Genomic DNA, 25,376 nt, shown 5'->3' on the forward strand with positions numbered 1-25,376 from the left:
GGAGCGTGGATGAGCCAAGGCGCGCGGATCAGGGATGCGGCGGCGACGCTCGGCATGGCGTACCGCCTGCGCTGGAAACGGCGCCGCCTGCTCTTGCGCAGCTTCCGCAAGCGCCGGCAGCTCTCTGCGGTGGCCGACCGCACCGGACAGATCCGCCCGGGGGCGATCCTCGGCCTTTCGACCGTCAGGAACGAAGCGATCCGGCTGCCCTATTGGCTCGAGCATCACCGCGCGCTCGGGGTCGATCATTTCCTGATCGTGGACAATGCTTCGGATGACGGCACCCGCGACTATCTCGCCGATCAGCCCGATGTCTCGCTCTGGCACACCGCTCATAGCTATCGGCTCTCGCGTTTCGGGGTGGATTGGCTGACCTGGCTGCAAATGCGCCACGCGCATGGCCATTGGTGCCTCACCGCCGACGCTGACGAGCTGCTGATCTACCCGCATCACGACACGCGCCCGCTGCCCGCGCTCACCGAATGGCTCGACCGGCGCAGCGTGCCGTCCTTCGGCGCGCTCATGCTCGACATGTATCCCAAGGGCCCGCTGAGCGCCGCGCCCTATGCGGCCGGTCAGGATCCGTGTGAGGTGCTGACATGGTTCGATGCCGGCAACTACATGATTCAGAAGCAGGAAAGACTTCAGAACCTCTGGATTCAGGGCGGGCCGCGCGCGCGCATGTTCTTCGCCGCCGAGCCGCGCCGCGCCCCCACGATGGGCAAGGTGCCGCTCGTGAAATGGGACCGAAGATACGCCTATGTCAGCTCCGCCCATTCCGCGCTGCCGCGGCGCCTCAACCACGTTTATGACGAGACGGGCGGCGAATTGGCGAGCGGCGTGCTGCTCCACACCAAGTTCCTGCACATGGTCACGGAGCGATCCGCCGAGGAAAAGGCACGCGGCGAGCATTTCGCCAATTCCGCGCTCTACCACAGCTACTACGACCGGCTGACCGAGGATCCGGACCTCTGGTGCCCCGGCTCCACCCGCTATCGCGGCTGGCGGCACCTCGAGGCGCTGGGTCTCATGTCGCGCGGGGCGTGGCTATGAGAGGACCGCACGGCGCAATAAGCGTTTACCCAAGCGCGCCAACAGCTTATCTTGCGCCCAGCATGCGCCGGAAAGGTCGGACAAGAGGCAACAGAACCTTAATCCTCGGCGCCTATGCTGAACCCGAGGCAGGGACAAGGGGAGGGCCGTCGTGAAGTTTCTGCAATCGTACCGCATGCGCCTTCGCCGCAAGCACGCCAAGGCGCGCTCGCTCCGCAAGGGGCTGTCCCTGCGGCCCGTGGTCGATCGGACGGCGAAGATCGCGCCGGGCGATGTGCTTCTGTTCTCGACCCTCCGGGACGAGAATGTGCGCCTGCCCTATTTCCTTGATTACTACCGCAACATGGGTGTCGATCATTTCCTGATCGTGGACAATGACAGCACCGATGGCGGCGGCGACTACCTTGCCGATCAGCCGGACGTGTCGCTTTGGCACACCACCGCGAGCTATCGCAATGCGCGGTTCGGCGTCGATTGGCTGAACCGCCTGCAATCGAAATACGGGCACGGGCACTGGACGCTCGTCGTCGATCCGGACGAGCTTTTCGTCTATCCCTTCTGCGACACCCGCCCCATTCACGCGCTAACCGATTGGCTCGATGGCTCGAACGTGCGCAGCTTCGGCGCGATGCTGCTCGACATGTATCCCAAGGGGCGCCTCGATGCCGTGCCCTATCGGCGCGGGCAGGACCCGCTCGAGATCGCCGCGTGGTTCGATCCGGGCAATTACATGATCGAGAAGAACCACAAATTCGGAAATCTTTGGATCCAGGGCGGCCCGCGCGCCCGCGTCTTCTTCAAGGACAACCCCAAGAAGGCACCGGCGCTCAACAAGATCCCGCTGGTCAAGTGGAACCGCCGCTACGCCTATGTCAGCTCGACCCATATGCTTCTGCCGCGCGGCCTCAATCTCGTTTATGACGAATGGGGCGGCGAGACAGCGAGCGGCGTCCTGCTTCATGCCAAGTTTCTCGACACCTTCACGCAGAAGGCGGAAGAGGAGATGCAGCGCCGGCAGCATTACCGTGCGTCTCTCGAATACAAGGCTTACTTGGAAAACATGGCCGAGCAGCCAGAGCTTTGGTGCAAATGGTCGGAAAAATATATAAACTGGCGCCAATTGGAAATTCTGGGCCTCATGTCCAAGGGCAACTGGGCATGATCCGCGCGGGCCAGTCATCGGGAGCAGTCCGGGGATGAGCGTCGGTATCGTCATGCTGGTCCACACCGCCCTCGGCCGCGCCGAGCAGGTGGCCCGTCACTGGTCGGCCGCGGGTTGCCCGCTCGTGATCCATGCCGATCTCTCGGTCCCTGCCAAGACCTATCGCGCCTTCCGCGAGGCGCTGGCCGATCTGCCCGACATCCACTTTTCCAAGCGTCATCGCTGCGAATGGGGCACATGGGGCCTCGTCGCTGCGTCGCAAAGCGCGTCCGAAATGATGCTCTCCGAATTCCCGCAGGTGCGGCACGTCTATCTCGCCTCCGGCTCCTGCCTTCCGCTCCGTCCGGTGCAGGAGCTGATCGACTACCTCGCCGCCCGCCCCAATACGGATTTCATCGAGAGCGCAACCACCGCCGATGTGCCCTGGACAATCGGCGGCCTCGATGCCGAGCGGTTCACGTTGCGCTTTCCCTTCTCGTGGCGGCGCCATCGCTTTCTCTTCGACCGCTATGTCGCGCTGCAACGCAAGCTCGGGATGAAGCGGCGGATCCCCGGCGGGATCGTCCCGCATATGGGCAGCCAGTGGTGGTGCCTGACGCGCCAGACGCTCTCGGCCATCCTGTCCGATCCCGAGCGCCCCGCGTATGACCGCTATTTCTCGAAGGTCTGGATCCCGGATGAGAGCTATTTTCAGACCCTCGCGCGTCAGTATTCGCGCCAGATCGAGAGCCGGTCGCTCACGCTGTCGAAATTCGACTATCAGGGCAAGCCGCACATCTTCTATGACGATCATCTGCAACTCCTGCGCCGCTCCGACTGCTTTGTCGCGCGCAAGATCTGGCCGCGCGCGAACCGGCTCTACGACGCGTTCCTGACAGACGAGGCCGGCGCGATGAAACGGACCGAGCCGAACCCGGGCAAGATCGACCGCATCTTCTCGAAGGCGGTCGAGCGGCGCACGCGCGGACGGCCCGGCCTCTACATGCAGAGCCGCTTCCCGGTCGAGACGCGCGAGAACGGGCTGACCTCGGCGCAGTATTCCGTCTTTCAGGGCTTCGCCGAGCTTTTCGAGAATTTCGAGCCGTGGCTCGCCCGCGCGACGGGGGCGCGGGTCCACGGACACATCTTCGCGCCCGAACGGGCCGAGTTCAGCGAGGGCGCGAGCGTCGTGAACGGCGCGCTCAGCGACAGCGCGGCGCTGCGCGACTACAACCCTCAGGCCTTCCTCGCCAGCCTGATCTGGAATACGCGCGGCGAGCGGCAATGCTTCCAGTTCAGCCCGCGCGACAATCAGGCGATCGAGTGGTACATCGCCAAGGATCCGAACGCACAGATCTCGATCATCTCGGGCGCCTGGGCGATCCCGCTGTTTCAGGCCAACGGCAATTTCATCGACATCCGGCGCGAGGCGGCCCGCCTCCAGCAGATCGAATCGAAATATCTCGAGATCCTGCGGTCGAGCTGGACGAAAGCGCGCGTGCGCATCTGGAGCATGGCCGAATTCATCGAAGCGCCGATGGAGCCCCTGCAGACCATCATCGACGAGATCGGCCCGCAGCATCAGCAGCGCGGCCTTGCCGAAGTGCCCAGAATGGTCGATCTAGCCGGTTTCGGCCAGTTCCTGCAAAACCTCAAGAACCAGGGGATGCACCCCTATCTCATGGGCAATTTCCCGGTCGCCCACGACATTCACGAGGCGCCGGCAAGCAAGCGCAAACCCTATCTGGTGCGCTGACGCATGGCCGTTTTCGACTATTTCGTGGTGCTGGCGGAAATGCGCACCGGCTCGAACCTGCTGGAATCGCATCTCAACGCGTTCCAGTCCTTCGAATGCCATGGCGAGGCGTTCAACCCGGCCTTCATCGGCTATCCCAACAAGACCGAAATCCTCGGCATCACGCAGGCCATGCGCGAGGGCGATCCCGCGCGCCTGATCGGGACGATTCGGGACAAATCGAACGGAATGGGCGGCTTTCGTCTCTTCCACGATCACGACGCACGCGCGATCGAGATCTGTCTCGCCGATCCGCGCTGCGCCAAGATTGTGCTCACGCGCAATCCGGCCGAGAGCTATGTCAGCTGGAAGATCGCGCAGGAAACCGGCCAGTGGAAGCTGACCAACGTCAAGCGCCGCAAGGGCGCCAAGGCGACGTTCGATGCGGCCGAGTTCGAGCGGCACGTGACCAGCCTACAGGCCTTTCAGCTCGAGGTGCAGCGCGCCTTGCAGATCAGCGGGCAGACGGCCTTCTACATCTCCTACGAGGATCTGAACGAGATCGAGATCATCAACGGCCTCGCGCGGTTTCTCGGCGCGGACGAGGCGCTCGGCGCCCTGGGCGACACGCTCAAGATCCAGAACCCCGAGCCGCTTTCGGACAAGGTGGCGAATTTCGACGAGATGGCCGAGGCGCTCTCGGGGCTCGACCGCTTCAACCTGACCCGCACGCCCGAGTTCGAGCCGCGGCGCGGCCCTGCCGTGCCTGCGCATGTCGTCGCGTATCGCGCGCCGCTCCTCTACATGCCGGTCAAGTCGGGGCCGGAGGACGAGGTGATGGCCTGGATGGCCGCGCTGGACGAGGTTGCGCCCGAGGCGCTGCACACCGGAATGAACCAGAAGGGGCTGCGCCAGTGGATGCGGCAGGCGGCGGGCCACCGCTCCTTCACAGTGATCCGGCACCCGGCGGCGCGCGCCCATGCCGCCTTCTGCCGGCGGATCCTGCATCCCGGCCCGGAGGCACTGGGCGAGATCCGGCGCGTGCTGCGCAATTTCCACAAGCTGCCCATTCCCGGCGGCGGCCCGGACCAGAGCTATGACAGGCGCGCGCATTACCTCGCCTTCATCGCCTTCCTCGAATTTCTGCGCGCCAATCTGCGCGGACAGACCAGCGTGCGCGTCGATGCCAACTGGGCGACGCAAACGGCGGTCCTGCAAGGCATGGCGCAGTTCAGCCTGCCCGACATCATCATCCGCGAGGACGAGATGGCCCATCAGCTCGGCGCGCTGGCCAAGCAGGTCGGGCGCCCGGGCGCCGCCCCCGCACCGAAGCCCGCGCCGGACACGCCCTATGCGCTGGCCGATATCTACGACGACGAGATCGAGACACTCGTCGCCGATATCTATCAGCGCGATTACGTCATGTTCGGTTGGGACCGCTGGGCGCCCGCCTGAGCGGGCGGGGCCGCCTCAGGCGGCGAGGTTCGCCTGCGCCTCGGTGACGATCGTATAGAGCGTCGCTGGATCGGGATTGGCCCGAAGCTTGGCGCAGAGCTGCGGGTCGCGCAGCGTGCGCGAGATCAGCGCCAGCGCCTTGAGATGCTCGACGCCCGCCTCTTTCGGCGCGAAAAGCGCGAAGGCCAAATCGACGGGCTGCCGGTCGATCGCATCGAAATTGATCGGCGTCTCCAGAAGGACAAGCGCCCCGACGACCTGATCCACATCGTCGAGCCGCGCATGCGGCAGCGCGACGCCATGCCCAACGCCGGTGGGCCCGAGCGCTTCGCGCTCGAGCAGGGCTTCGACGGCCGCATGAGCATTCACGCCGTAAACGGCGTGGGCGATATCGCCCAGCTCATGCATCAGCCTTTTCTTGCTGGATGCTGCACCAAGAACGCGCACGGCCCCGGGTTTCAGGATCATGGGTATGTCCATTCACTGCTCCGCCAGCCAAGACCGCGTGTGCCGTCAGGCCTCATTTTACGGATCGATCCACCCTATATTGCCGTCATCGCGGCGGTAGACCACGTTCAACCCGCTTTTCGCCTCATTTCGAAACACCAGAACGGGGGCCCCTGCCAGTTCCATCTGCATCACCGCTTCCCCGACGGAGAGCGACGGAATGCGCGCCTCCATTTCGGCGACGATGATGGGCTGAAGGCTGTCAGGCTCCGATTCCCCTTCCTCGGCTTCCGAGGCGAGGATATACGAGGCCCCGCCCGAGAGTTCAACCGGCTGCGCGCGCTCCTTGTGGTGGTCCTTCAGACGGCGCTTGTAACGGCGCAGCTGCTTTTCCATCTTTTCGCAGGCCGCATCGAAGGCGGCGTAGATCTCGTGCGCCTTGCCGGTGGCCTGGGCCGTCAGGCCGGTGGACAGATGAACGACGGTTTCACAAGCGTATTCGCTGGCACTTTTGGAAAAGACGACATTGGCGCTGGTCGGGCGCTCGGCGTATTTCGCGACCGCCTCGCCCAACTCGGTCCGAACATGGGTCTGCAAGGCTTCGCCGATGTCGATCTGTTTGCCAGAGATTTGATAGCGCATGGTCTCTCCTTCAATAAGGCGTGCCACGTCCGGCCGAATGCGTGAGAACGCCCCTCGGACGGCCGGGAAGGGCAGCTGAAAGCTGATATTTCGTTAACGATTTCAACGCCTACCGGAGGGGCGGCCAGTTCGGAAATCTCGAAACATCATCCCTCAATTGACGCCCTTTCAAGCGCGCTTGTCAATGATGATCGCAGAAGAGGCGGCGGAATCTGCCCGCCGGATTCATGAAATGCGAAAGTTCTCGCCGAGGTAGACGCGGCGCACGTTTTCGTTTGCCACGACCTCGCCGGGCGTGCCCGACATCAGAACCTTCCCGTCATGCAGGATATAGGCGCGGTCCACGATCTCGAGCGTCTCGCGCACGTTGTGATCGGTGATGAGCACGCCGATGCCGCGCTTCTTGAGATCCGCCACAAGATGGCGGATATCGCCCACGCTGATCGGATCGACCCCGGCGAAGGGCTCGTCGAGGAGCAGATATTTCGGGTCCGCCGCAAGACAGCGCGCGATTTCGACGCGCCGCCGCTCACCGCCCGACAGCGCGAGCGCAGGCGCACGGCGCAGATGCTCGACCGAGAATTCGGCCAGAAGCTCTTCGAGACGCTCGCGCCGCGTATGCGCATCGCTCACTGCGATATCGAGGATCGCCATGATGTTGTCCTCGACCGAGAGGCCCCGAAAGATCGACATTTCCTGCGGCAGATAGCCCACGCCCATCTTGGCGCGGCGATACATCGGCAGGTTCGTCACGTCCCGCCCGTCGATGAGCACATGCCCGCCCTCGGGATAGACCAGCCCGGCGATGGCATAGAAGGTCGTCGTCTTGCCCGACCCGTTGGGGCCGAGAAGCGCGGCCACCTCGCCTTGGCGCAGATGCAGCGACACATCGCGGATGACCGTGCGCTTCTTGTAGCTCTTGCGCAGGTTTCGGACCGACAGCCCGCCTTCCGGGCGGTCCGAAGACGGCTCGGCGATGCGCAGGTCCGGCTTCGTCATTGGCGCGCCTCGGATTGCAGCACCGTGTTGACGCGCCCGGTCATTCGGGCCGTCCCCGCGACGGTATCGACGATCATGCGGTCCGAGGTCAGCGCGGCGGGCCCCTGCACCAGAAGAACGTCGCCCGTCATCTCGATCATGCCGGTCTCGACATTGTAATCGGCCTCGGCGGCTTCGGCGGCATCCTCTCCGCTGACCAGCGTGACACCACCCGTCGCCTCGAGCCGCGCGATCCCGCTGCCATCCGCGAGATAGACGACAAGAACGCGCGGCGCGGCGAGCCGCATCTGTCCCTGTCCCACGCGCACGTCACCCGTGAAGACCGCTGTCCCGTCATTCTGGTCCACGTCGAGATTCTGCGCCGTGACCTCGACCGGCAGATCGGATTCCTCGGCGGCGCTCCCAAAGGCGACCTGCATGCCCTGCGCGGTCGCCATTCCGCCTGCGGCGACGAACAGCAGGAATATCGCGGCGAGGGCAAGGCGTGACACGGTCTTCATTCCTTCGGCTTTGCAGGCTTGTATATCAGCTTGACCCCATCCGTGAACTGCAAATTCGCCATCCCGGTTTCAGGGTCGGATGTCAGGATCATGCGCCCGGCGTTCAGCGATCCGGGCGGGCCGGTGCCGCTGACCGGGCCGGGCGTTTCGGCGAAGAGCGTATCGAACCGCGCATTTATGGCGTCGGTGCGAAGCTCGTAGCCGGTGGTCGTCGTCACCTGCACGTCGCCCTCGAGCAGGGCCGTCCTGCGCGATTGGTCCGCCGCGCCCCGCGCCGCGACGATATCGACAACGCCGCCCCCGTTGAGGCGCATGCTCGCGGTGGCGATGTCGGCCAGAATGCGGCTCGCATCCTGCGGATCGGGCCGCACGGACCGGGCGCGGAACGACACTTCCTCGCCGCCGGTGGTCACGCCGGCGAAGCTCGGGTTCGTCGCACCCTGATCATGCGCGCGCTGCACCAGATCGACGTCGGCGAAGGGGATCGTGTCGGTGATCTCGGCCTTTTGCGACAAAAGGAACACGGTCGACAGAAGACCCAGCGCGATGAGCGGCAGGATGATCTTGGCCCAGTTGACCAGACGCGTGTGGAAATTGTCGCCCCGGCGGATCAATGCGAAAAGATATCCTGTTCTGGCCACCCGGCGAGATCGAGCGCGGCGCGGGTCGGCAGGAAATCGAAGCAGGCCTGCGCCATCTCCATACGCCCCTCGCGCACCAGACGCGTGTTCAGCGCCTCGCGCAGCCGGTGAAGGTAAAGAACATCCGAGGCGGCGTATTCGAGCTGCGCGTCGCTCAGCTCGGGGGCGCCCCAATCGCTGCTCTGCTGCTGCTTGGAGATATCCACGTTCAATAGTTCCTGAAGCAGGTATTTCAGGCCATGCCGGTCCGTATAGGTGCGGATCAGCTTGCTCGCGATCTTGGTGCAGTAAACCGGCGCCGTGACGACCCCGAAGGCGTTCTGCATGGCCGCGATATCGAACCTGCCGAAATGGAAGAGCTTGAGCACATCGGGATCGGCCAGCATCCGGCAAAGATTCGGCGCCTCGGTCTGGCCCTTGGCCACCTGCACCAGATGCGCGTTGCCGTCACCGCCCGACATCTGGATCACGCAAAGGCGGTCCCGATGGGGGTTGAGGCCCATCGTCTCGCAATCGATGGCCACCACGGGCCCGAGGTCGAGACCGTCCGGCAGATCGCCCTGATAGAGGGTGTTCGTCATGTCCGCTCCTTCGTTCATTCGCGGAAAGGCATATATAGGAATTGCGGGTGCAGCCACCAGTATCTGGTCGTCGCTCCGCCGCCGAGGCCGCCGCGTCGGCGCCTTGCCGCGCGTCTAGAGGTCTTTTTCCACGCGCCCGCGCAGCGCCTTCTTCTCGCCCTGCACCTTCTTGGCCTTGAGCCGGCGTTTCTTGGAGCCGAGCGTGGGGCGCGTCGGAATGCGGCGCTTGGGCTTCTCGGCGGCCTTCGCGATCAGCTCGGCCAGCCGCTCGCGCGCGATCTCGCGGTTTCGGGCCTGATGGCGCGTCTCGTCGCACTGGATGATGAGCGTGCCCTCGTTCGTCCAGCGCCGACCGGCGAGACGCCGCAGCCGTCGCTTGACCGGATCGGGCAGGTTGGGCGACCGCTCGGCCTCGAAGCGCAGTTCGACCGCGCTCGACACCTTGTTGACGTTCTGCCCGCCCGGCCCGCTCGATCGCACGAACTGCTCGGTCAGCTCCCAATCCTCGATGGCGATAGTGTCGTTGATGCGCAGCATGGCAATCAATCTAGGGCGGGGCGCGGATAATCGAAAGGGCCGCCCCGAATGACGGGACGGCCCTCTAGAGTTGTTAGGAGGCGGGCCGGTTAGGTGGCTCACCAATTCAGGTTCTCAGCTACCCGAGGGCTGCCTCAGGTACGGGTCCCCCGAACTGTTCCGACACCTCTCTCCAATACCTCTGTAGACACTGGATCACCTCCTTTCAGCTGTTGAAAACTAGGCTCAGGTTGCCACAGATTTCGCACTTGTCAAAACAAAATGCAGGGGTGCCCGAAGTTTTCTCAACGTCATGTTGTCGGTGTGTCCACCTGTTGCCTATTGCGCCTGCAAAACGCCTACACATTGCTGCGGCAGATCGGCCATCGTCAGCTCGCGCCGCGGCGCGGGTGCCGGCGCATTCGGATCGCGCGGCTTGGGCGGCGGCGGGTTCAGGATGTTCTGAACCCATTGCTGCGCGTCGGCACACCCGTCGCCCGCCGGGGGCGCGTCCTGATCGACACAGCCCGCCGCACCCGAAGGACAGGCGAGGCGCACGTGGAAATGATAGTGATGCCCCCACCACGGCCTCACCTTCCGAAGCCAGTCGCGATTGCCGGTCTCGTCGTTGCACATCTGCACCTTGGCGCCCGGAAAGATGAAGATGCGCGCAACGCGCGGATCGCTGGCCGCCGCCTTGACCAGCTCGTGCTGGGCGCGGGTCCAGGAGGAATTGACGTAGGCGCCGTTCGCCCGGCGCATGGAAATGGCCGAGATGTTCTCGCGGTCGCGGATGCTGAGATCGAGGCGCGGCGGCTGCATCAGCCAGATATCCGCGTCGAGCCCGAGCTGGTGCGAACGATGCCCGCTCAGCATCGGGCCGCCGCGCGGCTGGCTGAGATCGCCCACATAGATGCCCGGCCACCCCGGCAGCCGCGCCGCCTTGGCCGAAAGGTCGGCGACGAAGTCGATCAGCTGCGGGTGCCCCCAGTTGCGGTTGCGCGACAGGCGCATCGCCTGCCATGTCGGCCCGGTCTGCGGCAGTTGCACGCCGCCCGCCATGCAGCCCTTGGCATAGCTTCCGAAGGGCGCCGCTCCCTGCTGCGAGCCGACCTTGGCCGCCCCGAAGAACTGCTTGGCGTCCTTGCCCTGCATGCTGGCCGGCACGCCCTGGGAGTAGGCCGGCACGCCCGCGAGGCAGAGAAGGGCGGCAAGCGCCTTGATGCATGTCCTCATGTCGGTCGATCTCCTTCCGGTTTCACGAAGGATAGCAGCACCAGCCCCAATGCGAAAAGCCCGATGAGTGGCGTCACGCCGATTTGCTGACTGCCCGAGGCCGCCGTCGCCATCCCGATGAGCATCGGCGCGATGAAGGCGGTCGCCTTGCCGGCAAGGCCGTAGAGACCAAAGGATTCTGCCATGTGCCCCGCCCGCGCCTGCCGAACCATCATCGACCGGCTCGCCGATTGAAGTACCCCGCCCGCCGCGCCGATCAGGATGCCGCAGACGTAGAATAGGATATCCGGCAGGGCCGACCCCTCGGGCAGCGCGATCCCCATGACCGAGCCGCGCGAGATCGTGGCGATCACGATCGCGACGATCAGCAGCACGAGGATCGCCCCCGTGATGACCGCCTTCGGTCCGAAGCGATCGTCCGCATGCCCACCCAGCGCGGCGAAGACCGCCCCCGAAATCAGCGCGAGGATGCCGAAGATGCCGACATCGACCACGCTCCAGCCCAGCACGCCCGAGGCATAGATGCCGCCGAAGAAATAGATCCCGTTCAGCGCATCGCGGTAGAACATCGACGCGCCGAGATAGGAGAACATCGAAGGCGTCTGCGGCAAGGCCCGCACCGTCCCGATCACTTCGGCCAGCGCGCGGCGCACCGCCCCCGCGCCCTGCCGGATCGGGCGCGGATCGCGCACCCAGAGAAAGAAGGGGATCATGAAGACGGCATACCAAAGCCCCGTGAGCGGCCCGACGAACCGTGTGCCCTCGCGCATCTCCGGATCGAGCCCGAACGCGGGAGGCAAGCCGATCAGCGTGCGGCCCGTCTGCGCGCCCTCGGCGAAGAACAGGAGCATGATGAGCAGCGCCACCAGCCCGCCGAGATAGCCGAAAGCCCAGCCATTGCCCGAGATGCGCCCGATTTCGTCCGGGCGGCCCAGATCGGGCAGCATCGAATTGGTGAAGATCGTCGCGAACTCCATCCCGATCATGCCGAGCACGAAAAAGCAGAGGATCAGCAGGACGTTCACATCGCCCGGCACCGCCCACCAGATGCCGAAGGCGCCGAGGACGTACATCGCCGAAAAGCCCCATATCCACCTGAGCCGCGCGCCCGAATGATCCGCCATCGCGCCCAGCACCGGCGCGCCCAGCGCGATGATGACGCCGCCCGCCGCGATACCGAAGGCCCAGACCGTCTGCGCCTGCGCGCCGTCGCCGATCAACTCGTTCATGTAGGGCGCGAAGATGAAGGTGATGAGCAACGTATTGTAGGGCTGGCTCGCCCAGTCGAAGAAGAACCACCCCCAGATGCGCCGACGCTTGCTGATGGCTGTCATGTCGTCCCCGCATCCAGATCCCTGCCGCGATGGTATGGCAGGGCGGCACTGCATCGGGCAAGCCATTCATGGCCGCGCCCTTGCGCTTTGCGGCGCCGCGTCCTAATTCGAAGCAGGATTTATCGAGGAACGCACGACATGCTGGCAATCTACGGACCGCTGCAACTCATTCTCAGCGTCGTCTATTTCGTGATGATCGTGCATATCATCATGAGCTGGCTGATCAATTTCCAGGTGCTCAACCTGCGCCAGCCCATCGTCGCGCAAATCTGGGAAGGCCTCAACCGCCTGCTCGAGCCGATCTATCAGCCGATCCGCAACATCCTGCCCGACACGCGCCCGCTCGACCTCGCGCCGCTCGTCGCGCTGATCATCGTGATCTCGCTGCGCGCCTATGTGCTGCCGGTCATCTTCGGTCTGGCCTGAGACGGCCTCGGGACTTGTTCACCGAATCTTAGTGTGAAAATACTCCTGTAAGAGCAGACGCCACTTGCAGGACAGCCCATGCCCCCCGCTGCCACCCTCCTGAGGGACATCTTCGGATTCGACGCCTTCCGCCCCGGTCAGGAGGACATCGTGACCGCCGTGGCGGGCGGGCGCAACGTGCTGGCCATCATGCCCACGGGCGGCGGCAAATCGCTCTGTTTCCAGCTGCCCGCGCTGATGCGAGAGGGCGTGACGGTGGTCATCTCGCCGCTGATCGCGCTGATGCGCGACCAGGTCCGCGCCCTCCGGGCCGCGGGCGTCGAGGCCGGGACGCTCACCTCAGGCAATACCGAGGAGGAAACGGCCGAGGTCTGGGCCGCGCTGGAGGAGGGCCGGCTCAAGCTTCTCTACATCGCGCCCGAGCGGCTTGCCGCCGGCTCGGCCATGGGCATGCTGCGGCGCATCAATGTGGGTCTCATCGCCGTGGACGAGGCGCATTGCGTCAGCCAGTGGGGCCATGATTTCCGGCCCGACTACCTGCGCATCGGCGAATTGCGCCGCGCCCTCGGTGTGCCGCTGGCCGCCTTCACCGCGACGGCGGATGCCGAGACGCAGGACGAAATCATCGAGAAGCTGTTCGATGGCGCGGCACCCGAGCGGTTCCTGCACGGCTTCGACCGGCCCAATATCCACCTCGCCTTTCAGGCCAAGGACAGCCCGCGCCGCCAGATCATGGATTTCGCCCGCGCGCGCAAAGGGCAATCCGGCATCGTCTATTGCGGCACCCGCGCGCGCACCGAAACGCTCGCGCAGGCGCTGCGCGAGGGCGGGCACAATGCCGTCGCCTATAATGGCGGGATGGAGGCCGATACCCGCCGCGAGGTCGAGGCGCGGTTCAACGCCGAGGACGGGCTGATCGTGGTGGCGACGGTGGCTTTCGGCATGGGCGTCGACAAGCCCGATATCCGCTGGGTCGCGCATGCCGATCTGCCCAAGTCCATCGAGAGCTACTATCAGGAAATCGGCCGCGCGGGCCGCGACGGCGCCCCCGCCGAGACGCTGACCCTCTATGGTCCCGACGATATCCGCCTCCGCCGCTCCCAGATCGACGAGGGGCTCGCGCCGCCCGAGCGGCGTATGGCCGATCATGCGCGGCTGAACGCGCTTCTGGGCCTTGCCGAGGCGCTGGAATGCCGGCGCGTGAAACTGCTCGGCTATTTCGGCGAGACCGCCGAGCCTTGCGGGAATTGCGATCTCTGCGACACGCCTCCCGCCACGTTCGATGGCACCGAGGCGGTGCGCAAGGCGCTCTCGGCCATCCTGCGGACGGGCGAGTATTTCGGCGCGGGGCATCTCATAGACATCCTCACCGGCAAGGCGACCGAGAAGGTGCGCCAGCGCGGCCATGATGATCTGCCGACTTTCGGCGTCGGCAAGGATCTGTCGAAGGGCAGCTGGCAGGCCATCTTTCGGCAGATGATGGGCCATGACCTCGTCCGTCCTGATCCCGAGCGGCACGGCGCGCTGCGCATGACGGATCCGGCCGTTCCCATCCTCAAGGGCGAAGCGGAAATCACCCTGCGCAAGGACATGGTCCACGCGGGGGACCGCCGCCCGGCGGTCAAGGCGCTCGTCTCGGACGAGGACGCGCCGCTCCTCTCGGCGCTCAAGGCCAAGCGCCGCGCCTTCGCCGAGGCGCAAGGCGTGCCCGCCTACATCGTCTTCAACGACCGCACTCTCATCGAGATGGCCGAAGCGCGGCCCGCGAGCCTCGACGAGATGGCCCGCATCGGCGGTGTCGGCGCCAAGAAGCTCGAGCAATATGGCGACGCCTTTCTCGAGGTGATCAACGGCGAGGCAGCGCAGATGCACCCGGCGCGGCGCAAGCTGGCCGGGCGCGCGGCGGGCAGCCTCTTCGACCGGCTGATCGAGGTGCAGCGCAATCTCGAACGCGGCGAAGGCGGGCTGGACAAGCCCTTGAGCTGCGGCACCAGCCTCATCACCCGCGTGGCCGAGCAACGCCCGCGCGATGCGGCGCAAATGGCCCGCATCCTCGGCGACAAGCGGGCCGAGCGTTTCGGCCCTGCCTTTCTGGACGTTCTGCAAGAGGCGGACTAGATCAGGAGCAAGCCGAAAAGGATTGCCCATGCTCGTCACCATCTCGCCCGCCAAGAAGCTCGACATGTCGCCGACCGACACCGCCGCGACGGTGCCCGGCTTCGCCAAGGACGCCAAGGCGCTCGCCCAAGTGGCGAACGGGCTGAGCCAGGACGAGCTGGCCAAGCTCATGCATATCAGCGCCGACCTCGCCAAGCTGAATGCCGAGCGCTTCGCCAGTTTCGGCGAGATGGAGAGCAAGCCCGCCGCGCTCGCCTTCGCAGGCGATACCTATCAGGGCCTCGAGGCCGGCAGCCTCGATGCGGATGAGATGGCCTGGGCGCAGAACCACCTGCGTATCCTGTCGGGCCTCTACGGTGTTCTGCGCCCGCTCGACGCGATCCAGCCCTACCGGCTCGAGATGGGTAGCAAGCTGAAGACAGAGCGGGGCAAGTCGCTCTACGACTATTGGGGCGACAGGATCGCCGAGGCGCTGAACCGGCACGCCGCGGACGTGGGCGCCGAGGTTCTGGTGAATTGCGCCAGTCAGGAGTATTTCGGCGCGGTCGACCTGAACGCGCTCAAGCTGCGGGTCATCACGCCGGTCTTCCTCGAGGACAAGGGCGGCCAGCCCAAGATCGTCAGCTTCTACGCGAAGAAGGCGCGCGGCGCGATGGCGCGGTTCATCATCCAGAACCGCCTGCGCGATCCGGACGCGCTTCTGGAGTTCGACACGGGCGGCTACAAGCACAGCCCCGAGCATTCCGAAGACGGCAAGCCCGCGTTCTTGCGCAGGGCCGCCTGAGCCTCAGCCCGCCTCGGCCTCGCGCGGGACGGGCGGAACGGGCGGGCGCGCCCCCTCCGGACACGCCGCGAGGATATGCTCCACAAGAGCCGCCTTGCGCAGCGGCTTGGTCAGGTAATGATCGAGCCCGGCGGCGAGAATGCCCGCATCGTCGCCGTCCATCGCATGCGCCGTCATCGCCACGATGGGCACATGCCCGCCCCTCTCGCGCTCCAACGCCCGGATATGCCCCGTCGCCTCCTTGCCGTCCATGAGCGGCATCGAGATGTCCATGAACACGATATCGGGCATGAGGCTGCGGAACGCCTCGACCGCCTCGACGCCGTTCTCGGCGAAGGTCAGCTCGATATCGAGACCGGCGAGCATCTTGGAGAAGACGAGCCGGTTCGTCTTGTTGTCCTCCGCCGCCAGAACGCGCAGCGGCCGCGCCGGGACGGGCTGCGCCTCGGGCATCCTCGCCTCCAGTCCCATCAGCGCATCTGACAGATCCTGACGCGATACCGGCTTTTGCAGCACCGCATGCAGGAGCGGGCGCGCCGGATCCTGCGCCGCATAGCCGGTATTGTCGCTCATCAGAATCATGGGCACATCATGCCCCGCCGCGCGCAGCGCCTCGGCCAGTTCCAGCCCGTCGATCCCCGCGAGGGTGTGATCGCTCAGCACCAGCGCGATATCGGGCGCCATGCGCGCCAACGCCTCCTCGCCCGTCTCGCAGCGGATCGTCTCGATCCCCAAGGCGCCGAGACGCTTCTCCAGTATCCGGCGATTGGCCTCCACCCCCTCCACGATCATCGCGCGCCCCAGCCGCCCGAACGTGGCAGGCGCGGGCGGCGCGCGCCCCTCGACCAGAGGCAGCATCAGTTGCACACCGAAGGTCGAGCCGACGCCGAGCGCGCTTTCCACCCAGATCCGCCCGCCCATGAGCCGCACCAGTTGCTGCGAGATCGCAAGACCCAGACCCGTGCCCTCGAAGCGGCGATTATGCTCGTCATCCACCTGATTGAACTCGCCGAAGACGTGATCGACCTTGTCGGCGGGAATGCCGATCCCCGTATCCTCGACCGCGATATGCACCTGCGCCTCGCCGGCCTCGGTCGTGCCGGTGACGCGGATGAGCACGTGGCCCTTCTCGGTGAACTTGACCGCATTGCCCATGAGATTGGTCAGAACCTGACGCATCCGGCCCGGATCGCCGACGAATTCCGTCGGCATGAAGAGATCGTAATCGAGCAGGATCTCGAGGCCCTGATCGCGCGCCTTGGGCTGCATCAGCATGATGAGCTCGTGAATGCAGCGCTCCAGATCGAAGGGTTCGGGCTTGAGCACCAGCTTCTCCGCCTCGATCTTGGAGTAGTCGAGCACATCGTTGATGATGACCAGAAGCGCCTCGCCCGAATTCTTGATCGTGTCCGCATAGAGGCGCTGCTCCTCGGTGAGGTCCGTTTCCTTGAGCAGGTCCGCCATGCCGACGACGCCGTTCATCGGTGTGCGGATTTCATGGCTCATATTGGCGAGGAACGAGGATTTGGCACGGCTCGCCGCCTCAGCGCGGGCGCGGGCCTCCTTCAATCGCTCCTCGTAGCGGATGGTTTCGGTGATGTTGAGCGCGAGGCTCACCACGTCGCCGCCATGGCCGCGCTGGTCGATCAGCTTGATGTATTCGCCGCTCCACAGGCGGATCACGGTCGGCTCGGGGTCGTTGCTCTGCCAGCGATCCAGCATCGTCTCGCGCCATTCGGCGGGCGTCTGCTCGCCGATATCCACGACGCCTTCCTCGGTGGCCAGTTGCAGGATCTCGACATAGCTGATGCCCGGCCCGATCGCCTCGAGCCCGTCGAAGACCGAGATATAGGCCGGATTGGCCGCGATCATCCGCCCGCTGTCATCGAAGAAGGCGAACCCGTCCTGGATCGTCTCGATGGAATGCCAAAGGCGCCGCTCGGCCACCTGCACCTTCTCGTTCGCGACATGAAGGTCCGACTTGACGCGCTGGTTCTCGTCGAGGGCGGTCTGGACCTTGGCGCGCGTCACCACGATCTCGTCCGAGAGGGCGCGGGCATGCTTGCCCAGCTTGCGATTGGCCGCGTGAAGCTCGGCCTGCTTTTGCTCCAGCAGGCGCTCGGCGGCGAGGCGTGCGCGCCTTTCCTGTGCCAGCCTTGCCGCAAGCTCCATGCCGATTCCCTGCCGTCCCCGAGTGCCGCGATTGCCCGTCAGACTGCGCCGAGGGTGGTGAAGATTGCCTTAACGCCGATCGCCAAGCGCATTGCCCAAATCCGGGCCGCGTGCCACCATGCCGCGCGATCGTCACAGGAGGCCGCCATGCTGCGCCACGCTCTTCTCCCGCTTTTTTTCATCGCCGCGAGCATCGGCGCAGAGGCGCAGGACGCGGGCCCCATCCCCGAGAGGCGCGCGATCATCTCGCAGGATATGGATTTCTACGGCGCGGACCTCACCTCGATCTTCGACACGAGCTTCGAGGCCTGCCAGAGGGCATGCCTCTCGACGCCCGAGTGCCGCGCCTTCACCTTCAACAGCAAATCGAATTCCTGTTTCCCCAAAAGCGCGATCAGCGATCAGGTGCCGTTCGAGGGCGCGCAATCGGGCCGCGTGGTCGAGACCGCGCCCGCCATCGTCGCGCAAGGCCCGGACCGCGCGAGCGATCTGAGCTTTCTGGGACAGGTCAGCCTCGATGAGGCGCGCAATCTCGCGGACGGGATCGGGCGCCGCCACCCTGCGGGCGACTGGGCGCGCGAGGCGCTGATGCAGGCCGCGCAGGAAATGGTCTCGAGCGGCAATATCGACAACGCGCTGCGCTGGACCGGCGCCGCCGTCTCGGCCGGGGATGCCGCCGAGACATGGACCGAATACGCGCGTCTCGTTCTGATGCGCGAGGGGGCGGATCAGCGGCAGGTCGAGCCTGCCATCAGCGCCGCCGCCAACGGCTATCTGCGCGCCACATCCGACGGCGCGCGCGTCAATGCGCTGCTCATCATGGCCGAAGCGCTCGAGCGGGTGGACCGCGGCCGCGACATGGTGCAGGCGCTGCGCCTTGCCCAGGGCATCCAGCCGCGCGCGGACGTGACCGCCGCGCTCGATGCCGCGGCGGCGAAATACGGCTTTCGCATCATCGACAATACCGTTGAGGCCGATACCGCGACGCCGCGCATTTGCGCCGAATTTTCGGAAGAGCTGATCGAAGCGGGTACGGATTATGCGCCTTTCGTGCGCCTTCCCGATCCCGGCCTCGTCGTGCAGCCGGGCGCGCGCCAGATCTGCATCGACGGGGTGGAGCACGGCCAGCGCTACACGATCACCTTCCGCGCGGGCCTGCCCGCCGCCGACGGCCAGACGCTGGCGGATGATGTCGAGATCACCGCCTATGTGCGCGACCGGGCGCCGCAGGTCAGCTTTCCGGGCCGCGCCTATGTGCTGCCCCGCGCGGCGGACGCCGCCCTGCCCGTCGAGACGGTCAATCTCGACGAGGTAAATCTGACCCTCCGCCGCGTCAGCGACCGCAACCTTCTGCGCACGATGCAGGACGGCTATTTCGGCCGCCCGCTCGACGGCTACGCGCTCGACGCCTTCTCGCAAAGCATTGCGCAGGAGGTGTGGACCGGCACGGGCGAGGTGCAGAACGAGCTCAACCGCACGATGACGACCCGCCTTCCGCTCGGCGACGTTCTGAGCGATCAGCCGACCGGCATCTATACGCTGACGGCGAGCGTGGAGGGCGTCGATCGCTATGACGATCCGGGCGCGACGCAATGGTTCGTGCTGACCGATCTCGGCCTTACCTCCCTGTCGGGCAATGACGGGCTGCATGTGGTGGCGCGCAGCCTTGCCAGCGCCGAGGCGCTGGAAGGGATCGAAATCGCGCTCGTCTCGCAGGCCAACGCGGTCCTCGCAACGGCCGTCACCGATGCCGAGGGGCATGTCCGCTTCGATCCGGGTCTTGCGCGCGGCACGGAGGGCGCCGCGCCCGCGCTCCTCCTCGCCAGCCGGGGCGAGGAGGATGCCGCCTTCCTGCCGCTCAACGATCCGGCTTTCGATCTGTCGGATCGCGGCGTCGAGGGACGGCCCGCCGCACCGCCCGTGGATGTGTTCCTCGCCACCGATCGCGGGGCCTACCGCGCGGGCGAAGTGATCCACGCGACCGCGCTTGCGCGGGACGACAGGGCGGGCGCGGTCACCGGCCTGCCGCTCACCGCGATCCTGACGCGGCCCGACGGGGTGGAATACACCCGCGCGCTCTCGCCCGAGGGCGCGGCGGGCGGCCATGTCTTCGCGCTCCCCGTGGGCGAGACGGCCCCGCGCGGCACCTGGACGCTCGATATCAAGGCCGAGCTGGACGCGCCCGCCCTCGCCAGCACGCAGATCCTCGTCGAGGATTTCCTGCCCGAGCGCATCGACTTCGACCTGTCGCTGCCCGAAGGCACGCTGAGCGCGGACGAGCTTCCCGCACTCGAGGTCGAGGCGAAATACCTCTTCGGCGCACCCGGCGCGGGCCTCAAATCCGAGGGGATGCTGGTGCTGAGCCCGGCGCGCAGTCTCGAGGCGCATCCCGGCTACCGTTTCGGCCGCCATGACGCGTCCGGCGGGCCGCGCACCGCCGTGCTGGACGCCGGCCTCACCGGCGAGGATGGCCGCCTGAGCGTGCCTTTGACCCTTCCGGACGAGATCGACACGGCCCGCCCCTACAGCGCGACCGCCACCTTGCGCCTGCGCGAGGCATCGGGCCGCCCCGTCGAGCGCCGGATCACCCGGACGCTCGCCCCCGCCGCACCCGTCATCGGGATCAAGCCCGCGAGCGAGGACGTCGTGCCCGAACGCACCACCGCATCCTTCGAAGTGATCGGGGTCGCGCCCGATCTGGCGCGCACCGGCATGGAGGCCGAGTGGACGCTGAACCGGATCGAGACGCGTTATCAGTGGTATCGCCAATATGGCGACTGGAATTGGGAGCCGATCACGACCCGCAGCCGCGTCGCCACGGGCGACATCACCTTGGGCGAGGCCACAGCGAGCATCGAGGCGCCGGTCGAATGGGGCGAATACGAGCTGCTGGTCGAGCGCACGGATGGCCCCTATACGGCCTCGTCGGTGCAATTCTATGCGGGCTGGTACGCGCCCGCCGACACGAGCCGCACCCCCGACACGCTCGACCTGTCGCTCGACGCGGAAAGCTATGCGCCCGGTGACACCGCGCGGCTGCGCATCGATGCGCGTCACGCGGGCACGGCCCTCGTCAGCGTGCTGTCGAACCGCGTCGTCTCGCGCCAGTCGGTCGAGATCGAGGCGGGCGAGACCGTGATTCCGGTGGAGGTGACCGAGGAATGGGGCGCGGGCGCCTATGTCACGGCGCAACTGATCCGGCCGATGGACGTGGATGCGGGGCAGAACCCCGCACGCAGTCTCGGCCTCGCCTATGCAAAGATCGATCCGGGCGCGAAGCGACTGAGCGTCGGCATCGACGCGCCCGACGAGGCCGATCCGCGCGGACCGATGAGCGCGCGCGTCACCGTCGAAGGACTGGGCGACGAGGCGGGTTTCGTCACACTCGCTGCCGTCGATGTGGGCATCCTCAACCTCACCGGCTTCGAAAGCCCCGATCCCTCGGCGCATTATTTCGGCCAGCGCCGCCTCGGCGTCGAGATCCGCGATATCTATGGCCGCCTTATCGACGGGATGAGCGGCGCGGAAGGCGCCGTCCGCTCGGGCGGGGATGCGGGCAACGCCATGCAGCGCCAATCGCCGCCCCCGACCGAGGAGCTGGTCGCCTATTTCACCGGCCCGATCACCGTCGGCCCGGATGGCACCGCCGAGGCGCGCTTCGATCTGCCCGATTTCAACGGCACCGTGCGCCTCATGGCCGTCGCCTGGAGTGCGACCGGCGTGGGCGAGGCCGAGCGCGATGTGCTGGTGCGCGATCCGGTCGTCCTGACGGCATCGCTGCCGCGCTTCCTCGCGCCCGGCGACGCAAGCTCGATGCTGCTCGAGATCGTCCACGCCACCGGCCCGGCCGGGCGCGTCGGCCTCGATGTGAGCGCCGAGGGCGTCATGCTCGCCGGGGACGTGCCTTCGGGCTTCGATCTGGGCGAGGGGGAGAAGCAGAATTTCCGCCTGCCGATCACGGCCGGGGAGGTCGGGGATCATGCGCTGCGCATCGCGCTGACCATGCCGGATGGCCGCCAGCTCACCAAGTCGCTCACCCTGCCGGTGCGCGCCAACGATCCCGCCGTGTCCGAGACGCGCCGGTTCGAGCTTGCGGCGGGCGATACTTTCACCCTCACCGACGATGTGCTGGCGAATTACCGTCCCGGCACGGGCGAGGCCATCGTCTCGGCCGGCCCGATCGCGCGGCTCAACGTGGCGGGCCTGCTGCAATCGCTCGATCGCTATCCCTATGGCTGCACCGAACAGGTGACCTCCCGCGCGCTGCCGCTGCTCTACCTCAATCAAGTGGCGGGCGCGCTCGGCATGGGCGACGACGCCGCCATCGACGCACAGATCGATCAGGCCGTGGCGCGCGTTCTCACGCGCCAGACGGCGGGCGGGGCCTTCGGCCTCTGGCAGGCGCAATCGGGCGATTTCTGGCTCGACGCCTATGTCGCGGACTTCCTCTCGCGCGCCCGCGCCGAGGGACATGACGTGCCCGACCGCGCCTTCGCCATGGCGATGGACAATTTGCGCAACCGCGTGAATTACGCCCCCGATTTCGACAGCGGCGGCGAGGATGTCGCCTATGCGCTGATGGTTCTGGCCCGCGAGGGGGCGGCGGCGATGGGCGATCTGCGCTACTATGCCGACGTCAAGGCGGATGCCTTCGCCACCCCGCTTGCGCAGGCGCAGCTGGGGGCCGCCCTCGCGTCCTACGGCGATCCGACGCGGGCCGACGCGATGTTCCGCGCGGCCCTTGCGCGCGCGGAACAGCAGAGCGAAAGCCCGGCCTGGCGCAGCGATTACGGCACTGCCCTGCGCGACCGCGCCGGGGTTCTGGCGCTGATGCTCGAGGCGGGGAGCGACGCGGGCGATGCATCCGAGCTTGCCCGCACGCTCGAGACGGATGCGCCGCACCTCTCGACCCAGGAAGAAGCGTGGAGCCTTCTGGCCGCCCACGCGCTGATCGACAGCACCGGCGCCGAGGGCGTCACGCTCAACGGCGCGCCCGTGGACGGGCCGTTCATCCGCACGCTCGAGGCGGGGATGGGCGCGCCTCAGGCCATCGCCAACACGGCGGCCAGCGCCACCGACATCACGCTGACCACTTTCGGTGTGCCCGAGGTGCCCGGCCCGGCGGATGGCTATGGCTACCGGATCGAGCGCGAGTATTTCGACATGGACGGCAGGCCCGCCGGCCTCGATGGCGTGGCCTCGGGCACACGGCTCGTAGCGGTGCTGACCGTCACGCCCTTCGAGGCGAGCGAGGCGCGGCTCATTATCGACGATGCGCTGCCCGCCGGGCTCGAGATCGACAATCCGAACCTCGTCACCTCCGGCGATATCGGCGCGCTCGACTGGCTCCAGACGGCCTATGCCCAGCACACGGAGTTCCGCAGCGACCGTTTCATCGCCGCCGTGGACTGGCGCGAGAACCGGCCTTTCCAGCTCGCCTATATCGTCCGCGCCGTGACGCCCGGCAGCTATCATCACCCCGCCGCCATGGTGGAGGACATGTATCGCCCCGAATACCGTGCCCATACCGAGACCGGCGCGATGACGGTCACGGAATAGGCCATGCGGGCGCATCGCTGGCTTCTCGCGCTGGGCCTGTCGCTGGCGATCGGCGCGGGGGCGCGCGACGGGCTGGATGCGTGGGTGGCGGCGACGCCACTGCCGCCGCTTCTGACCGCGACGGGCGCCGAGGTTCTGGACCGCGCGGGGCAGCCCCTGCGCATCTATACCGTCGCCGATGGACGCTGGCGGCTCGAGGCGGGGGCGGTCGATCCCGGCTTCACCCGGATGCTGATCGCCTATGAGGATCGGCGCTTTCGCAGCCATCCCGGCGTCGATCCGCGCGCCGTGATCCGGGCCGCGGCGCAGGCGGTGCGGCATGGCGGCATCGTCTCGGGCGCGTCGACCCTCACGATGCAGGTCGCGCGCCTGCTCGAGGATGGAAGCACCGGCGAATGGGCAGGCAAGCTCCGCCAGATCCGGCTCGCCCTCGCGCTCGAGCGGCGGCTGAGCAAGGACGAGATCCTCGCCATCTATCTCGCCCGCGCGCCCTATGGTGGCAATATCGAAGGCATCCGCGCGGCCAGCCTTGCATGGTTCGGCAAGGAACCTGCCCGCCTCACCCCCGCGGAGGCCGCGCTGCTGGTCGCGCTGCCGCAATCGCCCGAAACGCGCCGGCCCGACCGGCATCCGGGCGCGGCGCGCGCCGCGCGCGACCGCGTGCTCGAGCGCATGGCGCGCGAGGGCATCCTGAGCGCGGAGGAGGCCATCGCCGCCCGGCGCGATCCGGTGCCGAGCGCGCGGCGCCCGTTCCCCGCGCTGGCGCCGCATCTGGCGGACCGCGCGGTGGCGGAGGCGCCGGGCGTACTGCGCCATCGGCTGACCATCGACGCGGTCCTTCAGGCGAAGCTCGAGGCCCTGGCCGCCCGCTCCGTGCGCGGCCTTTCCGGCGCCGTGTCGGTCGCCATCGTGCTGGCCGATCATCGCAGCGGCGAAATCCTCGCCTCGGTCGGCTCGGCGGGCTACGAGAGCGGCGCACGGCAGGGCTTCGTGGACATGACCGCCGCGCTCCGCTCGCCTGGATCCACACTGAAGCCCGTGATCTACGCCATGGCCTTCGATCGAGGACTCGCGCATCCACAAACGCTCATCGACGACGCGCCCGTGCGCTTCGGCGCATATGCACCGCAGAATTTCGACGGGTATTTCCGGGGCGAGGTCACGGCGGCGGATGCGCTGCGCCAATCGCTCAACATCCCGCCCGTGCGCCTTATGGACGCGATGGGCCCCGCGCATCTGATGGATGTGATGCGCCGCGCCGGGATGCGGCCCGACCTGCCCGGGGATCACGCGGGGCTGGCCGTCGCGCTCGGCGGCGTGGGGGTCAGCCTGACCGACATGGTGCAGCTCTACGCGGCCCTCGCGCGGGGCGGCGACGCGATCCCGCTTCATTGGCGCGCGGGCGAGGCGGGCGCGCCGTCCCGTATCCTCGGCCGCGCCGCCGCGTGGCAGGTGGGCGATATTCTCGCGGGCCTCGCGCCGCCCCGGAACGCGCCTGCCCGCGCTCTGGCCTACAAGACCGGCACCTCCTACGGGCACCGCGATGCCTGGGCGCTCGGTTGGGACGGCGCGCATGTGGCCGGTGTCTGGATCGGGCGGCCCGACGGCACGCCGGTGCCCGGCGCCTTCGGCGGCGATCTGGCCGCGCCGATCCTCTTCGAGGCGTTCCAGAGGCTCAAACCCGCCTTCGCGCCTCTGCCCCCGCCTCCGCCCGAGACGCTGCTGCTCGGCACCGCCGAATTGCCGCAACCGCTCCGCCGCTTCGCCACGCGCAACGCCGCCTTCGAGACGGGCCGCGGCGCGCCCGAGTTGATCTTCCCGCCCGATGGCGCGCGATTGGACGACACGGAGGCAGGCCTGCCCGTCAAGGTGCGGGGCGGCACGCCGCCCTATACATGGATGGCCAATGGCGCGCCCGTTCTGACCGGCATCCGGGCCGAAGAGACGAGCCTTCCGAACCTCGGGGAGGGATTCAGCCGAATTTCCGTGATCGATGCCGTCGGGCTGAGCGCGCGGGTGACGGTCCGCCTCGACTGA

General features: G+C 66.9%; 19 protein-coding genes. 9 read left to right on the top strand and 10 right to left on the bottom strand.

Annotated elements, in window-relative coordinates:
• Positions 1-9 precede the first annotated feature (9 nt).
• The 4 genes from ACGRVM_RS10745 to ACGRVM_RS10760 all read left to right on the top strand — a co-directional run bounded on the left by ACGRVM_RS10745 (position 10) and on the right by ACGRVM_RS10760 (position 5,384).
• The gene (locus ACGRVM_RS10745) at positions 10-1,053 is read left to right on the top strand and encodes a glycosyltransferase family 2 protein (protein WP_377171470.1); all 1,044 of its coding nucleotides are present in this window, start codon (positions 10-12) and stop codon (positions 1,051-1,053) included.
• Positions 1,054-1,228: 175 nt separating this feature from the next.
• Positions 1,229-2,215, top strand: coding sequence for a glycosyltransferase family 2 protein (locus ACGRVM_RS10750; protein WP_377172451.1), 987 nt, complete (start codon positions 1,229-1,231; stop codon positions 2,213-2,215).
• A gap of 34 nt (positions 2,216-2,249) precedes the next feature.
• Entirely contained in the window at positions 2,250-3,950 is a 1,701-nt protein-coding gene (locus ACGRVM_RS10755; protein WP_377171472.1) for a DUF5927 domain-containing protein, read from the top strand.
• 3 nt (positions 3,951-3,953) lie between these two features.
• The gene (locus ACGRVM_RS10760; protein WP_377171474.1) at positions 3,954-5,384 is read left to right on the top strand and encodes a sulfotransferase family 2 domain-containing protein; all 1,431 of its coding nucleotides are present in this window, start codon (positions 3,954-3,956) and stop codon (positions 5,382-5,384) included.
• Between the two features lie 15 nt (positions 5,385-5,399).
• Here ACGRVM_RS10760 and ACGRVM_RS10765 read toward each other — a convergent pair whose 3' ends face one another.
• From ACGRVM_RS10765 to ACGRVM_RS10805, 9 genes are all read right to left on the bottom strand, one after another.
• Positions 5,400-5,864: a PTS sugar transporter subunit IIA gene (locus ACGRVM_RS10765; RefSeq protein WP_377171476.1), complete on the bottom strand. Its 465-nt coding sequence runs from the start codon at positions 5,862-5,864 to the stop codon at positions 5,400-5,402.
• A 45-nt stretch (positions 5,865-5,909) separates the two neighbouring features.
• Positions 5,910-6,473: a ribosome hibernation-promoting factor, HPF/YfiA family gene (hpf, locus tag ACGRVM_RS10770; RefSeq protein ID WP_377171478.1), complete on the bottom strand. Its 564-nt coding sequence runs from the start codon at positions 6,471-6,473 to the stop codon at positions 5,910-5,912.
• Between the two features lie 225 nt (positions 6,474-6,698).
• On the bottom strand, positions 6,699-7,472 hold the full coding sequence (gene lptB / locus ACGRVM_RS10775; protein WP_377171480.1) for an LPS export ABC transporter ATP-binding protein: 774 nt from the start codon (positions 7,470-7,472) through the stop codon (positions 6,699-6,701).
• Positions 7,469-7,972, bottom strand: a complete 504-nt coding sequence (locus tag ACGRVM_RS10780) for an LptA/OstA family protein (RefSeq protein ID WP_377171482.1) — start codon at positions 7,970-7,972, stop codon at positions 7,469-7,471. The genes lptB and ACGRVM_RS10780 overlap by 4 nt, the downstream gene beginning before the upstream one ends.
• Entirely contained in the window at positions 7,969-8,613 is a 645-nt protein-coding gene (lptC, locus tag ACGRVM_RS10785; RefSeq protein WP_377171484.1) for an LPS export ABC transporter periplasmic protein LptC, read from the bottom strand. The genes ACGRVM_RS10780 and lptC overlap by 4 nt, the downstream gene beginning before the upstream one ends.
• Positions 8,583-9,194 (bottom strand): ribonuclease D, encoded by a 612-nt coding sequence (locus ACGRVM_RS10790; protein ID WP_377171486.1) that lies wholly within the window; start codon positions 9,192-9,194, stop codon positions 8,583-8,585. The genes lptC and ACGRVM_RS10790 overlap by 31 nt, the downstream gene beginning before the upstream one ends.
• 114 nt (positions 9,195-9,308) lie before the next feature.
• Positions 9,309-9,731 (bottom strand): alternative ribosome rescue aminoacyl-tRNA hydrolase ArfB, encoded by a 423-nt coding sequence (arfB, locus tag ACGRVM_RS10795; protein WP_377171488.1) that lies wholly within the window; start codon positions 9,729-9,731, stop codon positions 9,309-9,311.
• 318 nt (positions 9,732-10,049) lie between these two features.
• Complete coding sequence (gene mepA, locus ACGRVM_RS10800) at positions 10,050-10,946, bottom strand: penicillin-insensitive murein endopeptidase (RefSeq protein WP_377171490.1); 897 nt, start codon at positions 10,944-10,946, stop codon at positions 10,050-10,052.
• On the bottom strand, positions 10,943-12,280 hold the full coding sequence (locus tag ACGRVM_RS10805; protein WP_377171492.1) for an MFS transporter: 1,338 nt from the start codon (positions 12,278-12,280) through the stop codon (positions 10,943-10,945). Before ACGRVM_RS10805 ends, mepA begins: the two co-directional genes overlap by 4 nt.
• A gap of 138 nt (positions 12,281-12,418) precedes the next feature.
• Between ACGRVM_RS10805 and ACGRVM_RS10810 the strand changes: the two genes are divergently transcribed.
• The 3 genes from ACGRVM_RS10810 to yaaA all read left to right on the top strand — a co-directional run bounded on the left by ACGRVM_RS10810 (position 12,419) and on the right by yaaA (position 15,608).
• Positions 12,419-12,706, top strand: coding sequence for a YggT family protein (locus tag ACGRVM_RS10810; RefSeq protein ID WP_377171494.1), 288 nt, complete (start codon positions 12,419-12,421; stop codon positions 12,704-12,706).
• A 78-nt stretch (positions 12,707-12,784) separates the two neighbouring features.
• Complete coding sequence (recQ, locus tag ACGRVM_RS10815; RefSeq protein WP_377171496.1) at positions 12,785-14,824, top strand: DNA helicase RecQ; 2,040 nt, start codon at positions 12,785-12,787, stop codon at positions 14,822-14,824.
• A gap of 28 nt (positions 14,825-14,852) precedes the next feature.
• The gene (gene yaaA / locus ACGRVM_RS10820; protein WP_377171498.1) at positions 14,853-15,608 is read left to right on the top strand and encodes a peroxide stress protein YaaA; all 756 of its coding nucleotides are present in this window, start codon (positions 14,853-14,855) and stop codon (positions 15,606-15,608) included.
• Positions 15,609-15,611: 3 nt separating this feature from the next.
• Here the strand turns inward: yaaA and ACGRVM_RS10825 are convergent, their stop codons facing one another.
• Entirely contained in the window at positions 15,612-17,780 is a 2,169-nt protein-coding gene (locus tag ACGRVM_RS10825) for a response regulator (protein ID WP_377171500.1), read from the bottom strand.
• Positions 17,781-17,927: 147 nt separating this feature from the next.
• On the opposite strand from ACGRVM_RS10825, the gene ACGRVM_RS10830 reads away from it, so the two are divergent.
• Positions 17,928-23,339: an alpha-2-macroglobulin family protein gene (locus tag ACGRVM_RS10830; protein ID WP_377171502.1), complete on the top strand. Its 5,412-nt coding sequence runs from the start codon at positions 17,928-17,930 to the stop codon at positions 23,337-23,339.
• Between the two features lie 3 nt (positions 23,340-23,342).
• Positions 23,343-25,376 (top strand): penicillin-binding protein 1C, encoded by a 2,034-nt coding sequence (gene pbpC / locus ACGRVM_RS10835; protein ID WP_377171504.1) that lies wholly within the window; start codon positions 23,343-23,345, stop codon positions 25,374-25,376.

Origin of the sequence: Roseovarius aquimarinus (assembly GCF_043661195.1) — a bacterium.
In the GTDB taxonomy this organism is placed as follows: domain Bacteria; phylum Pseudomonadota; class Alphaproteobacteria; order Rhodobacterales; family Rhodobacteraceae; genus Roseovarius; species Roseovarius aquimarinus.